The organism is Chitinophaga oryziterrae, assembly GCF_009758125.1.
GTDB classification, from domain to species: domain Bacteria; phylum Bacteroidota; class Bacteroidia; order Chitinophagales; family Chitinophagaceae; genus Chitinophaga; species Chitinophaga oryziterrae.
Map to the genome: position 1 here is coordinate 372,587 of NZ_WRXO01000002.1, position 13,726 is coordinate 386,312.

General features: G+C 43.9%; 12 protein-coding genes. 2 read left to right on the plus strand and 10 right to left on the minus strand.

Going from position 1 to position 13,726, the window contains the following annotated elements:
* Positions 1-77 precede the first annotated feature (77 nt).
* From GO495_RS09185 to GO495_RS09200, 4 genes are all read right to left on the minus strand, one after another.
* On the minus strand, positions 78-1,247 hold the full coding sequence (locus tag GO495_RS09185; protein ID WP_157299383.1) for an AGE family epimerase/isomerase: 1,170 nt from the start codon (positions 1,245-1,247) through the stop codon (positions 78-80).
* Positions 1,247-2,614: an MFS transporter gene (locus tag GO495_RS09190; protein WP_157299384.1), complete on the minus strand. Its 1,368-nt coding sequence runs from the start codon at positions 2,612-2,614 to the stop codon at positions 1,247-1,249. Before GO495_RS09190 ends, GO495_RS09185 begins: the two co-directional genes overlap by 1 nt.
* An 80-nt stretch (positions 2,615-2,694) precedes the next feature.
* Entirely contained in the window at positions 2,695-2,988 is a 294-nt protein-coding gene (locus GO495_RS09195; RefSeq protein WP_157299385.1) for an ArsR/SmtB family transcription factor, read from the minus strand.
* A 27-nt stretch (positions 2,989-3,015) separates the two neighbouring features.
* Complete coding sequence (locus GO495_RS09200; protein ID WP_157299386.1) at positions 3,016-5,352, minus strand: mechanosensitive ion channel family protein; 2,337 nt, start codon at positions 5,350-5,352, stop codon at positions 3,016-3,018.
* A gap of 232 nt (positions 5,353-5,584) precedes the next feature.
* On the opposite strand from GO495_RS09200, the gene GO495_RS09205 reads away from it, so the two are divergent.
* Complete coding sequence (locus tag GO495_RS09205; RefSeq protein WP_205691231.1) at positions 5,585-6,697, plus strand: fatty acid desaturase family protein; 1,113 nt, start codon at positions 5,585-5,587, stop codon at positions 6,695-6,697.
* Between the two features lie 72 nt (positions 6,698-6,769).
* On the opposite strand, the gene GO495_RS09210 is transcribed toward GO495_RS09205, so the two are convergent.
* The 3 genes from GO495_RS09210 to GO495_RS09220 form a co-directional block, all read right to left on the minus strand.
* Positions 6,770-7,558: an SDR family NAD(P)-dependent oxidoreductase gene (locus GO495_RS09210; RefSeq protein ID WP_157299387.1), complete on the minus strand. Its 789-nt coding sequence runs from the start codon at positions 7,556-7,558 to the stop codon at positions 6,770-6,772.
* An 83-nt stretch (positions 7,559-7,641) separates the two neighbouring features.
* Complete coding sequence (locus GO495_RS09215; RefSeq protein ID WP_157299388.1) at positions 7,642-8,199, minus strand: Crp/Fnr family transcriptional regulator; 558 nt, start codon at positions 8,197-8,199, stop codon at positions 7,642-7,644.
* 30 nt (positions 8,200-8,229) lie between these two features.
* Complete coding sequence (locus GO495_RS09220) at positions 8,230-9,072, minus strand: SDR family oxidoreductase (RefSeq protein ID WP_157299389.1); 843 nt, start codon at positions 9,070-9,072, stop codon at positions 8,230-8,232.
* A gap of 68 nt (positions 9,073-9,140) precedes the next feature.
* On the opposite strand from GO495_RS09220, the gene GO495_RS09225 reads away from it, so the two are divergent.
* On the plus strand, positions 9,141-9,980 hold the full coding sequence (locus GO495_RS09225; RefSeq protein WP_157299390.1) for an ATP-grasp domain-containing protein: 840 nt from the start codon (positions 9,141-9,143) through the stop codon (positions 9,978-9,980).
* Here the strand turns inward: GO495_RS09225 and GO495_RS09230 are convergent.
* The 3 genes from GO495_RS09230 to GO495_RS09240 form a co-directional block, all read right to left on the minus strand.
* On the minus strand, positions 9,925-10,803 hold the full coding sequence (locus tag GO495_RS09230) for a TIGR02452 family protein (RefSeq protein WP_157299391.1): 879 nt from the start codon (positions 10,801-10,803) through the stop codon (positions 9,925-9,927). The two genes, GO495_RS09225 and GO495_RS09230, sit on opposite strands and share 56 nt — an antisense overlap.
* Before the next feature lie 58 nt (positions 10,804-10,861).
* The gene (locus GO495_RS09235) at positions 10,862-12,280 is read right to left on the minus strand and encodes a hypothetical protein (protein ID WP_157299392.1); all 1,419 of its coding nucleotides are present in this window, start codon (positions 12,278-12,280) and stop codon (positions 10,862-10,864) included.
* Between the two features lie 129 nt (positions 12,281-12,409).
* The gene (locus GO495_RS09240) at positions 12,410-13,723 is read right to left on the minus strand and encodes an alkaline phosphatase family protein (RefSeq protein ID WP_157299393.1); all 1,314 of its coding nucleotides are present in this window, start codon (positions 13,721-13,723) and stop codon (positions 12,410-12,412) included.
* Between the last annotated feature and the right edge of the window lie 3 nt (positions 13,724-13,726).

The window sequence follows — 13,726 nt, forward strand, 5'->3', positions numbered from 1 at the left end:
GGATTGAACATTATCCTACAAACACGAGGCTAACGGAGCCTTTTTAGTGTTTACTAATACTTTTGACAGCCTGCTTATCATAATCTCTTCATTAGTTCCAGGCAGGCACGCCCGTTATGATAGGGGCATTTCCAGAAGCCGGCTTTATCTTCCTGCATGATGCTGTAATCTTTCTTTCTCCCCCAGTACCATTCTCCTTTAGATTTATCCAGTATATACTGTTCGATGAATTTCCAGTTATTCAATGCTTTTAATAAGTAATCTTCGTTCTTACTCACCTGCCAGGCATTTACAAAGCCTACCAGCGCTTCTGCCTGTGGCCACCAGTGTTTTTCCGCTATCAGCCCGTGACCGGATGATTCGTACCATAGTCCCCCGTCTTTATCAAGCCCCTGGATGGCAGCATCTGCCATCAGCACAGCTGTTTTTTTGAACCTGGATATGAGAGCAGGATCCCCCAGTACTTCCGCCGCTTCCAATAACAGCCAGCTAGCTTCAATATCATGACCATAGGAGATGATATCATCCTTTACCAGCCAATGCTCGTTAAAAAACAAATGTAAATGCCCTGTTCCGGGGTCTAATATCTTATCGTGGAATATATCCAGTAAACCCCTGATAGCGTCTGAAAGGGCTTTATCCGGCCAAATACGATAGAGGTTTGTATAGGCTTCCAGCACATGCAGGTGTGTGTTCATGGTTTTCTTCTCATTAGCGTCTTTTTCGCTTAATCGCAGGTCGTTTATATCCTGCCAGTCGCGGGTGAAGGCTTCCAGATAGCCCCCAAAAGAGGGGTCATAGCTGTGCCGCTGAATGAGATGATAACCGTCTATGGCTATCTGTTTGGCGTATTCGTTATGCGTAGCGAGGTAATATTCACTGCAGGCGTAGATGTTGAAAGCCAGGGCATAGATCTGCTTTTTAGTTTCAGCAGGATTGCCTTTGTAATCCACGCTCCAGAATACACCCCCATATTCTTTATCAAGGAAATGGTTATCAATATATTCGAAAGCCCTGCGGGCAATATCCAGATGTTCGGGATCTTTTGAGACATTATAAACAGCGGAGAAAGTCCAGAGGATACGTGCGTTCAGCACAGCCCCTTTATCCGCAGTAATATCTGTCTTATTCTCATTATCCAGTTTCCCGTAAAAGCCCCCGTTTTCATGGTCGGGGGTATGCGTCATCCAGAAATGAAGGATGTCATTAAGGGCAATTTGTGCTAATTGTTTTAATCCGGTTTGCATTACTGTTGTTTTCTCCTTTGTTCCAGTGCTATGGCTATTTCTGCCACACGGCTCTCTGACAATGGATATAAAGCGATGAATACGATAGATAAGACAGACCCGATAGCCGGTAAGAAACTGAGCATCAGTAAGATGCCCGTTTGTACACTGCCAGCCTGTACCTGATTGGCTTTGAATCCGAAAGCATCCAGTAACCATCCGGTTAGCGCCCCACCGATCGTCCAGCCGAATTTCTGAGACATGGAAGAAGAGGAGAAGATCAGGCCAGTGGCACGACGCCCGCTTTTCCACTCGGAATAATCGGCGATGTCTGCATACATAGACCAGAGTAGGGGGAAGATAATACCGGCGCAGATACTGATAATCAACTGGAAGGAGAAGATCAGGATGAGCTGGTCTTTGCCCAGCCAGTAAAAGAGGATACTGAAGATGGATGCGATGACCATGGCCCCCATGTACGTGCTCTTTTTACCAATGCGGTTAGCGACCGGAGAGGCTGATATCACCCCGATAATATTCGCACCCTGACCCACGACGAGATAAAGCGTGGAGTAGGTGATACTGGTACTGCCCAGTTTGAAAGCTTCTATATTCTGAATGAAGTATTTGAAGTAATAGAGCGTGGCCCCATCGCGGATAGAGTTGAAAATCAATGCCATAATGCCGGCACAGAGGAGTATCCACCAGGGTTTGTTACCGGTAAGGTCTGCTATATCTTCCTTCAGAGAAGGGTTTTCTTCTTTTATCGGTTGTACCCTTTCTTTTACCCCGGCAAAACAGCCGAGAAACAGCAATACACATATCACTGCTATTACCGCTACTCCCATCTGCCAGCCTGTTTGCTGATTGCTGTCTTTACTGAAAAGCGCGACCAAAGGTTCTATCAAAGCCAGTGCAATCAGGCTACCCCCAAAGGCAAAGGCCATTCTGAAAGAAGCAAGGGTGTTCCTGTCCTTCGCATCAGGGGAGATGACTCCTAACAATGAAGCGTAGGGAACGTTGATGAGCGAGTAGATCATCATCATGGCGGAATAGGTGATGTATGCGTATACCAGCTTGCCACCGGGAGAAAGATCGGGCGTGGAGAAGGTGAGTACGCCTGTCACGCCGAAAGGGATGGCTACGTAAAGGATGTAAGGGCGGAATTTTCCCCAGCGGGAGTTGGTCCTGTCGGCCAGAGTACCTGCCACAGGATCGAAAAGGGTGTCCCAGATGCGGGTGATCAGGAACATGGTACCTACGGCAGCAGCTTTTAGTCCGAATATATCCGTATAAAAGAACATCAGGTACATGCCGAAGAGTTTCCAGAACATGGAAGATGCCATGTCGCCGAACCCGTAGGCGATTTTTTCTTTCAGTTTTATCATAAGGGGTGGAACTTATTTCTTGCGGGTACAAATCTATAGGAAGACCAGGCCCCCTGTCATCTATTGGCAGTATTATTTCATCAGAGCGATTCCTGGATGTTTAATCCCAGTGCTTTGATGGCTTCCTCATTCCGTTTGTAGTAAGTCCATTGTCCTTTACGGGTGACAGTTACCAGGTTGGCGCGCAGGAGAATGGTCAGGTATTCCGAGATCGTAGACTGGGTCAATCCCGCTTTGTGCTGTATGGCACCTACACATACCCCGGTGGGGTTGGTGGCTTCTTCAGCAAAATGTTTATCAGGCTCTTTCAGCCATTCCAGGATCTGTAGCCTGGTTTTGTTTGAAAGAGCCTTGAAAATTTCAACTTGTTCCATACTGCAAAGGTATCGGGAATATCCGATTTATAAAATAATGATCCCTTTCTTCTCCAGATGAGCATAAATAGCATTGCGTACTTCCTCGGAAATAGCAGATACTTTGCTGATATCCCGGCACCAGAAGAGTATCCTGATATCTGTCTTTTTGGAATTGATATTACTTACGGTTACCTCCACCTCTCTCTTTTCCACCACTTTTTCGTTGCTTTTGATAATATCCAGGATCTCGGGTTTCAGTACATCTGTACCTGGCGCCCTTTCGATGCTGAAGCTGAGGGCCACACGGGCATGGTTGTTACTGAGTGTCCAGTTCACGATATTATGGGAAAGCACATCTCCGTTTGGCATGATCACCTCGGCCCCATCTTCTGTGAGCAGGGTGCTGGTACGGATACCGATCTCTTTCACGCGGCCTTTTTTATCACCTATCTCTACCGTATCACCTATTCTTAAAGGGCGGTCGAATATCAATATAATCCCTGATACAAAGTTGTTGACGATGCTTTGCAGACCCAGACCGATACCCACACCTAAAGCTCCCAATATCACCGTGATCTTATCTATTGGTAAACCCGAGGCGGCAACTGCTACCAGGAAGCCTAATATTAATAGTATAAGTCGGGTGATGAGTAAACGGGAGCGTTGTCCTTTATCATCAAAAGCGGCATCGTCGCCGGTATCTCCGAAGAAATAAGCGATATAGCGTTGTAAGAAGTTAGCTACCCATATAACTCCCAGGAAGATAGCGATTTCACTAAGGGTGAATTTGAAGCTGCCGATATTAATAGGAGCTGTGAAAAGCGCTGATAACATGTCGTTTAAAGCATCGTAGAGATTGAGGTTGGTGGTGAAAACGATGTACCATAATAAGGCGGCAAAGACGATTACCAGGCGATGGATAGACTTCCTGATATCTTTTACCTCAAACTCTTCAGGATAGTTTTTACGGATCCTGCTGCTTTGTATCTGTAATAAGAAGGCTTCTGTGATGGTTTGTACGAATACTGCCAGACTAGCCGTTTGTGCCAGTGCATATACCGCTGTGGCGGCGAATATCTGGGAAAGGGTGACCCTGCCGAAAATGTTGCAGATCACGGCCAGGAAGTTGAAGAAAGTATATAATCCGGTTGCGTAGAAGACCAGCTTGTATTTGCTTTTCACTTCTTTGGAACGGGAGAGGATGTATAATCCGAAGAAGATAGAGGCTATGTCGAGTGCCAGGGTAGCCCAGCGCATCAATCTTAAAGGTAGGCCAAGGATACGGGTACCTGGTAATAATAAGAACAACAGGATAAAGATGCACCATCCCCAGAAAAGATCTTTTGGCAAACGTTTATAGAAAGCGAACGTTAACAGGATCATTAACAGGAACTGGGTGGTTTCTATATAGATGGCCGGCGCATGTACGTCGAAGATAGGCGCCAGGTTGAGGATCAATAATAAAGTAGCGATCACCGGGACCGGGCTAACGTAGCTGAAGTTGAAGCCGTCTACCGCACTCAGTTTCTTACGCTTTTTAAGGCTGCGGAAATTGTTCCATATCCAGAAAAAGAAGGCTAGTCCTGTTAAGAGCAGCCAGAATCGTTTGCTGCGGGTATTCGTGAAATAGTATTGAGCCAGTTGCTGTTCGTTATTTACAGATTTCCGGAAGGCCCCTCTGGACATGTTGTTCCTGGCAGTAGGCTGTTCCCAGATGTAGCGGCGTTCCTTACCGAAAGCCTTGCTGCCTACTGACGCTAAGGAAGCATCTGTCTGGTACAGGAGTTCTTCTACGACGATGGTATTGGCAGAAGTATGCGCTTTCAGGTCGTTGACCTGGGCAGTACTATGTCTGATGAGGCTGTCGGCACGTTTGAATTTGGTACGCAACTGTTGTAGCTGGGGAATGAAAGACTGCCGCAGGGAAGAGTCTCTGAATACCTTACGGAGCAGGGTATCTTTTCTCAGGTCGCGGATCTCTTTTTTAAGATCTTCCAGTTTGGTATCGTACTCGTTCAGGTGAACAGCATAGTCGTTCATGTTTCTGTCCAGTTCATCCAGCAGGGTATTATACATCTGCAGGTTGCGGATATTGAGGGTCCTGTCGCTGGTAGAGGTGAACTTCTCTTTTAATATAGCGAGAGCGGAGTCGCTTTCGTTCAGTTTTTCCTGGAAATCATCAATTCTTACAAAAGACCCTATTACAAGCGGGGCTTTGTTCAGGATCTGGAATACTTTTTCAAACTGGGTGAGGTAATCGCTCCTGGTAGGGATGTTATCATCACTGAACAGGGTGGAGTCTGCCATTTTGCGGCCAGGCTTTTGTGCGGTCACCGTTCCGCAGAATGTTATGGCTAAAATCAGGAAAAATGTATATTTCATATCTATATAAAAGTGCCGAAATATAACACAATTTTAGACATAAACATTTTCTTGTATAAGAGCTGTAGTTCCTTTATATCTCAACATATACATTGTTATCAGATCACGGAATTATAATAAAAACTCCCATTGTTGTGTTAAAAGCGAAGGGAGCGTACTAGAGTTAGTGTATATATCGTACCTTACAGACGCCTCTGTATGAGATTTCTCCGTACTGTTAAAAGTTGTTAAGATGAAAAGTAAGAAGTTGGAAATTGTTCGTTTTGCCCCAAAAGGTAAGGACAGTTTTATGGAAGCCGTGAAAACAGCTGTAAATGAGTATTTCGAGTCTAATCGTATTTCTACGTATGCAAATGCCGAGATGTGGGTGAAGACTGCCGTGATGCTGGCATTGTATTTTGTACCCTGCACGTTAATGATTACAGGTGTAGCAGCAGGTCATCCCTGGTTATTTTTTGGTTTCTGGTTTGTAATGGGTATCGGTATGACGGGTATCGGTACTTCCGTGATGCATGATGCGAATCATGGCGCTTATTCTGCGAATAAGAAAGTGAATACTTTTATAGGGCATATTCTTACACTGATAGGTGGGTATGTTTCTAACTGGAAGATTCAACATAATATACTACATCATACTTATACTAATATTGCCGGTTTAGATGAGGACATTGACAGCATCAGGCTGTTGCGTTTTTCACCTAATCAGCCAAGGTATTGGTATCACCGTTATCAGTATATCTATGCCTGGTTTTTTTATATGATCATGACGTTGTTCTGGATGACGGCAAAGGATTATATACAGGTTTTCAGATATAAGCAACACGACCTGCTGGTGAAACAGAAGGTAACGCTGAAAACTGCGGTGTTGCGTATTTCTATTGCCAAAGTTTTTTATTACTCTTATATATTGGTGTTGCCGTTGCTGTTCTCCGGTATGCCCTGGTACTTTGTGCTGGCAGGATTTTTAGGGATGCATTTTGTGGCAGGATTGTTCCTTTCCTGTATCTTCCAGCCTGCGCATGTGATCGGAGAGTCTGCTTTTGGTGTGCCTGTAGTAACAGGGGACCAGAAGAGGATGGAAGATTCCTGGGCAGTGCATGAAGTGGCAAATACGAGTAATTATGCGCCAAGGAGCAGGGTATTGTCCTGGTTTATTGGCGGGTTGAATTACCAGATAGAGCATCATTTGTTCAGTAATATCTGCCATGTGCATTACAGGAAGCTGGCGCCTATTGTAAAGTCTATTACCACATCGTTTAAGATCCCTTATAATGTGCAGTCGAATTTTGTGTTAGCATTATGGGCACATGGGAAGATGTTGAAGCAATTAGGAAGAGAAGGATAAGTTCCTGTTAATATAATTTCAAAGGCTCCCGTTTTGGGAGCCTTTTTGTTTTTACATGGTTTCTATGGTTTCTTAAAATGCACTTCTTACAATCCCGCCATCTACTCTCAGGGCCGCGCCATTAATGGCAGAAGCTTTATCACTTGCAACAAAGGCCACAAAGTCTGCAATCTCAGTTGGGTTAATTAACCGCTGGATCAGAGAAGTGGGGCGGTTTTCCATTACGAAAGCCTTTTCTGCTGCTTCGGGAGTAAGTTGGGGGAAGATATCCTGTATAAATTTAGATACCCCTTCGGTAATGGTAGAACCGGGAAGTACGGCGTTCACTGTTACCTTAGTTCCTTTGGTGAGTTCTGCCAGGCTTCTTGAAATAGCCAGTTGCATGGTTTTGGTCGCGCTGTAATGTGCCATTTCAGGAGCAGGATTTAAACCTGATTCACTGGAGATGAAGATCACGCGGCCTGTACCTCTTTCTATCATCTTTTTGGCATAATGCCTGCTTAAGCGCACCCCACTCATGATATTTACTTCAAATATCCTGAACCATGCCTCATCTGTTTCTTCAAAAAAGCCTACAGCTTCGTAGATGCCCAGGTTATTTACCAGGATATCTATCTCCGGGAATTCCTGTATGGTTTTATCGCAACCTTCTTTAGTACCGATATCAGCTACCAGGCTTTTCAGGTTTGCATTGGGTAATTGCTGTTTAATTTTGGCAATGGCCCCGGATACTGATTTCTCAGTACGGCCGTTCACGATCACTGTTGCATTTTCCCTGGCTAATGAAATAGCTATTTCCAGACCGATCCCACCTGATGAGGCAGATACCAGGGCTGTTTTATTATCAAGACCTAAGTTCATAATTGTTTGATTTATGGGTGCAAAGGTCGGGGAATATGCGTTGTGAGGACCGTATTCAGATCACTTTTTTAATGTGATGTAGATCACACCATACGGCTGAGGGTTTCCCTGGAAACACCCAGGTAAGCCGCGATCACTGATTTTGGAACTCTTTGAAAGAGGGTAGGGTATTGGCTCAGTAATTTATCGTAACGTTCTTTTGCGGTGCTGCTGAGCAGGGAGAGGATTCTTTGTTGTAAGGCTATATAACCGGAGTGGGAGATCTTTCTGAAATAATGTTCCATCTTATGCATCTCATCACACATCTTTTCCCTGTTTTCGTAGGAGAGGCATAATACTTCGGAGTCTTCTATGCAGTCGATATTAAGGGTAGCGGGAGTGTGTTTGTTATAGGCTTCGAAGTCGCTGATCCACCAGCTTTCCATGGCAAACTGTAAGATATAGTCTTTGCCTTCTTCGTTCATTCTATAGGATTTTATACAGCCTTTTATCACAAAGAACTCCTGTGGTACCAGGTCTCCTTCCTGCACCAGGAACTGGTGTTTACGGAATTTCCTCGTACTGAAGTGAGAGAGGACATAGTCAAACTCACTATCAGTAAGAGGAACGATCTTTTCTATATGTTGCCTTAAAAGGTGCATTCCGCCTGAAAGTTACAGTGATTTTATGGGCTATGCAAAAGCGGGCGCATAATCCCTGGCAAAATCTGCGAAACTGCGTGGGGGCTTGCCGGTTGCATCTATTATGCCCGATTCTATGGAAGCCGCTTCTTCTTTGGCGTAGTGTGCGTAGTCTTCTATCAGTCCGTCTGCCTGCCATTCCGGGAAACCAACCTGTAATACAGCGTCTTTCATTGCCGCTGGTGGTACATCTATGAATATGATTTGTTTGTTTAATGCTTTGGAGAGTTCTTCCGCCATTTGATAATGGGTGATAGCTTCCGGGCCAGTGAGGTTGTAGATCTTATTCTCATGTCCTGGTTGAGTTAAAGCCACCGCAGCTACATCTGCAATATCCCTGATATCTACTGCACTGATCCTGGCATTGCCAACGGCAGCAAAGAATTTCCCTTGTTTAATAGGTTCTTTGAAACCCAGTAATCCCTGCATGAATAGGTTAGGTCTGAGAAAAGTATATGTCAAACCTGATTCCCGGATCTTATCTTCCACTGCTGCGTGATAGCGCAGAAAACGTACAGGTGAGTATTTATCTGCCGCCCATTGAGACAGTTTTACGATGTGTTTAACCCCTGCTTTTTTAGCCAGTTCCACAAAGGTAATCTGTTGGTTCTCTGCCTGTTCTGAGGAGTTGGTCAACAGGAAAGCTTTTTCTATCCCCTGTAAGGCTTTTGAGATAGAAACCGGGTCGTTGAAATCGCCTTGTATGGCTTCCGGGATATCTTTGTTGGGAGAGCGGAGCATTGCATGGAAGGGGATACCTTGTTCTCTGAGTATTTTTACAAGTGTTGATCCAATATTTCCCGATGCGCCTGTGATAAGAATTTTGGGTGCCATATATTTGTTTTTATATGTCAAAATTAGGGTTAACCGTATCCGTGGAATTGTAAGAAAACGAAAGTTACATGAAAATCGCTTATATCTGTTATGAAGGACAGTTGTTGCAGGGTTTATCCGATGAGGATTCTTTATTGTTGAATTTCCTGCAACAAAAGGGTTTGGATATTCATCGGGAGGTATGGACAGATGCTTCCGTGAACTGGGAACAATACCAGCTTGTTATTTTAAAATCCCCCTGGGATTATATAGATAATATAGACGCATTTTATGACTGGCTTTCTACACTGGAAAGTTTGCAGATACGTTTATTGAATCCTTATGATATTGTCAGATGGAATAGTGATAAACATTATATCCGCGAGATGATGGACGCTGATTTACCGGTGATTCCTGCTATATATATTGAGAAGGGAGCGCAGCCTTTATGGCCTGCCTATTTCAGTAATTTTAATACAAATAAGCTGATCGTGAAACCATGTATCAGTGGTGGATCTAAGAATACCTTTGTGGTGACGCCAGGTAAACTGCCTGCGTTAGTGTTCGATGAAGCGTTCATGGTGCAGCCTTTTATGCCGGAGATACTGGAAGGAGAGTGGTCTTTCCTCTTTTTCAATGGTGTTTTCAGTCATTGTTTGCTGAAGAGACCTGTAGCCGGTGAGTTCAGGGTGCAGAAACAGTTCGGCGGAAGTGCAGAACCACAGACGCCTCCTGCTGCTTATTTAGCAACAGCATTGAGCTTTGTAGAGCGGTATGCTAAAGGGTGCTTATATGCGAGGGTAGATGGAGTGGTAAAAGAAGGGCGGTTCTTATTGATGGAGCTGGAATTAATAGAACCGCTTTTGTTCTTATCTACCCCTGAACAGTATGAGCATTATTATCAGACATTGAAGCAAATTGTTGTTTAAAGATATTCAGTGTCTCCTGTTTGTCTGAAGGAGAATAGATAGCGAATACCACGCGTTTGAATGCTTTACTGAATAATTCGCGCTGCAGGTGTTGCGCAAACCATCTGGCTACCTCCCTGGTATCATTTCTGAATACACCACAGCCCCACGCACCCAGTACCAGTGTGCTTTGTTGTTGTGCAACAGCCAGTAACAACAGTTTTTCTATCCTGTTGAACATGACAGTTGGGATGTGATCTACTTTCTCCGGTTCATTCATTTTAACAGCTCCGGCGTTTACGGCAGGGGATGTAATAATGGATACACAGTAATGTTCATCCAGCAGTTGATCATTATCATCTCTGAATACCGGCACTAGCGGGGAGTAGAGCATATGATCCGTATAGAGGCATGAATCATGTAACCTGTTTATCTGGTACATCTCCATTTTATTAACCTGACAAGCATATAACCCACTGGCCCTTGACAGGGTTTCTTCCTGGGAATGAGCGCCTTTGATAAATCCTCCTCCTGGGTTTTTCGCGGAAGCGAAGTTGAGGCAGCATACATTTTCCTGACCTTCTTCTACAATGAGTCTCCTGGTCGCAGCGAAAGTACTTTCCGGGGTAACTTCTATCTTACAGATTTCGTTATTGAGCTGTGTATCTAAACGTGCAAACTGTTTATTTTCAAAGTCTTCCGGTGTGTAGTGGACCGTGTTTTCCACTGCATAGGCAAGGTCTGTGCTGATATCGACGGGTTTATTTCGTCGATTGATATAATGGCCTGCGGCCATTATATCTAAAGTTTGTTGGGCGATTTCCACCCTGGCATTTCTGTTCATTTTACTTTGTGTTAATCTGACACAAAGAAAATGGTTTTTCAGCATATAAACAAAAAAGCTATTTGATGGCAGCTTTTTTATCCATCCATTCTATTAATAACAGGGTGAACGTAAAACATATGATCATGGGGAAGAATTGGTAGCGGAGTACGTTTATTGTAGCAAAAACGCTGAAGGCGAAATTGATGGAGAGAAAAGCGGTGATCAATATTAATGTTTTATCCGTATTAAATTTTCTTGCAATCATACAGATGACAAATAAGATATTCATGACGAAAAAGAGTGGTGTGAAAGGAAATAGTATTTTATGCTGGATGGTAGCAGAGACGGCGGTTACTTTTCTGCTTTTATAATTGAACCAATACTGCGCTATAGGATCTACGGTCTCTTTTCCCAGGTTATATACTTCCAGTTTTTCCAGTGGTGGCAGGCAATAGTTTTTTGCATTGGTTAGCATATAATACCTGGCAAATGCCCATGGATTGTGCCTGATCAGGTAACTGCCATATTCTTCAAATATGATAGAGGCCCTTCCCCAATCGGCTATTACATTATATCTGTCTGCGGGTTTGAAATGCTGTTTGTAGTATTGCTTTAACGGTGCTTCTGACTGACGGATGAAGAAATTAGCCACATACTCTGATAATATTTCCTGCATATCAGGAGGGGTGTTTCTAAAGAATTGTTTTGTGATATGGTCTACCTCTCTGGATGCTTCCGAAGGTAATTGCGTACTATCAACATTTATCTGTTTATACATGTACAGCGCATTATTGGCCAACTGCCAACCGGTGAATAATGAAAACTGATGTTTACCGGTTAGTTTGTAAGCGGCGTTACGTTGGTCATTGATAAATATCAGCACTAATGCAGTTCCCAGTATAATTCCGGTTGCTTTTACCCAGATGCGTTGTGTGGAAATAAGAAATGCCAGCGCAGAAATAAAAGGATAATACATGGCATTATTACGCACAGTGAAACAGGCGTATAATAAAACCGCGTGGGTAAATATTTGGTATAGTCGTGGTCGTTGTACAATCCATATCAGTTGTGTAATCCACAATAAACTCAATGCTGCAAAGAGCGGATCGCTGTTTACATAATTGCAGATATATAAATTCAGTGGATTGAAGAAGAGGAAGATAAAGAGAATAATGCTGGTGATTTTTGCCGGCTTATAGAAATACAGGATGGTGTAATAGAAAATCAATGCTGTAAATTCCAGGAAGAAGTATTGAAAGGCTACCAGCGCAGTGTCTGAGGTCGTTATTTTATGGAATACCATCAGGAATTTAGAGTATCCTATTGGCCATATATTAATATCCAGATTAGCATAAGCTGCATACAGATAACTATAGGAGTCGGAGAAGAAATCCGCGTAAGGATAGAATAATTTGAAGATGATAAATTGTAATGCAAGGCCTGCTATTGCTATAATGAGAGATATGCGATTTGTTTTTATGAAACCGGAGAGCATAAATTTGTTTTGGCTGATATCTGAATATAAGTTGATTAGATCAGCCTGCAAAGTTATTTTCAGTCCTTAACATCGGATTAACTGTTTGGGAAACAACAATGAATGAAGGGTAGCGGTTTTTGGGGATAACTATTTTATGATGCCTGGTAATAATATGCCATCGGGAGCTTTGAAATCTACGCCTAAAAGTTTTGTAATGATAGGAGCGATGTCTTCTACTCCCATAATGGGGATAACAGTGCCTTTATTGATGTTTGCTCCATAGCCGATAAAGCCTGTATACATTTCCGGAAAGTTAGGATCATATCCATGGTGACCGCCACTTGCTGCGCCTAATTCATCTTTTAGTAAAACGCCTTCTTTATTTACAGAAGCTCCGCTGAAAACAATACCCGGAACAGCTGCGAGTGCCAGTGCTGCGCTGGAATCTGCGCCCATTTCATCCAGTTTGTTCCTGTCGTATATACTAAACAACTTTTTTTGGCTGTAGGGCAGGTTTTGCAGGACCTTTTTCACTTTATCGAGTGCTGCTTTGTTTTTAATGTAAAGGAAAGCGGATCCTCCTGCAGGCTGGAATTTTGCTACTTCCAGCAGGTCGTTTTGTTTCAGCCAGATGTTAGGTCTTAGAACACCATGGATGTCCATAAATCCATGATCTCCCACGATGAGTATGGTAGTACTGTCTTTTAAACCGGAGCGTTCTACCGCTTCCAGTACACCGCCAATGGCATTGTCTGCATTGGCCAATGCGAGTTTAACTTCTTCCCCTTCCCGGCCTGCGCCATGTTCGGCGCCATCTACACAGGCGAAGTGCAAGGCCAGGAAGTTAGGTTTATAGGTTTTGAAGATGTAAGCGGCCATTCTGCCGGCGTTGGTATCCATGCTTACGAATTCTTCGCTCATATTTTCTCCGTTCAGTTTGCCGGTGGCATTCTGTTCTATTTCTTCTACAAGACCTTTGCTCGCGTATTTCCTGGATTCAGAGATCCTGTCCTCTGCATGGTTATCATCCCATATTTCCGGAATGGAGTAGTCGATCCCTTCTCCTACGCTAACCGGCCATTGTACAGCGCTGGTGGTGAGTCCTTTTGCTTTGAGTGCCTGCCATATGGTAGGGGCTTTGATATCTTTCAGGAACCAGTTCCAGTTACCGGTACTGCCAACGGGTGCGTTGTAGTAAATACCGCTTCTTGCCGGCATGGCACCTGTGAGCATGGCCACATGGGAAGGGTAGGTATAACTGGGGAACACACTTTTCATTTTTTGGGCGTATAAGCCGCCATTTTTTAAGTGTTGGAGGTTAGGGGTGGGATATTGACTATCCAGGTAAAATTCGGGCCGTAAGCCATCAATGCTGATGAGTATGACGTGTCTGGATGATTGTGCAAGGCATGCGACTGACATCACCATTGCGGTGGCAAACGTGAAAAGTGGGCGAACCATATA

Excerpts from the sequence above, each read along its gene's own strand:
- GO495_RS09185 (WP_157299383.1), bottom strand. The coding sequence starts at position 1,247 with ATGCAAACCGGATTAAAACAATTAGCACAAATTGCCCTTAATGACATC.
- GO495_RS09190 (WP_157299384.1), bottom strand. The coding sequence starts at position 2,614 with ATGATAAAACTGAAAGAAAAAATCGCCTACGGGTTCGGCGACATGGCA.
- GO495_RS09195 (WP_157299385.1), bottom strand. The coding sequence starts at position 2,988 with ATGGAACAAGTTGAAATTTTCAAGGCTCTTTCAAACAAAACCAGGCTA.
- GO495_RS09200 (WP_157299386.1), bottom strand. The coding sequence starts at position 5,352 with ATGAAATATACATTTTTCCTGATTTTAGCCATAACATTCTGCGGAACG.
- GO495_RS09205 (WP_205691231.1), top strand. The coding sequence starts at position 5,585 with ATGAAAAGTAAGAAGTTGGAAATTGTTCGTTTTGCCCCAAAAGGTAAG.
- GO495_RS09210 (WP_157299387.1), bottom strand. The coding sequence starts at position 7,558 with ATGAACTTAGGTCTTGATAATAAAACAGCCCTGGTATCTGCCTCATCA.
- GO495_RS09215 (WP_157299388.1), bottom strand. The coding sequence starts at position 8,199 with ATGCACCTTTTAAGGCAACATATAGAAAAGATCGTTCCTCTTACTGAT.
- GO495_RS09220 (WP_157299389.1), bottom strand. The coding sequence starts at position 9,072 with ATGGCACCCAAAATTCTTATCACAGGCGCATCGGGAAATATTGGATCA.
- GO495_RS09225 (WP_157299390.1), top strand. The coding sequence starts at position 9,141 with ATGAAAATCGCTTATATCTGTTATGAAGGACAGTTGTTGCAGGGTTTA.
- GO495_RS09230 (WP_157299391.1), bottom strand. The coding sequence starts at position 10,803 with ATGAACAGAAATGCCAGGGTGGAAATCGCCCAACAAACTTTAGATATA.
- GO495_RS09235 (WP_157299392.1), bottom strand. The coding sequence starts at position 12,280 with ATGCTCTCCGGTTTCATAAAAACAAATCGCATATCTCTCATTATAGCA.
- GO495_RS09240 (WP_157299393.1), bottom strand. The coding sequence starts at position 13,723 with ATGGTTCGCCCACTTTTCACGTTTGCCACCGCAATGGTGATGTCAGTC.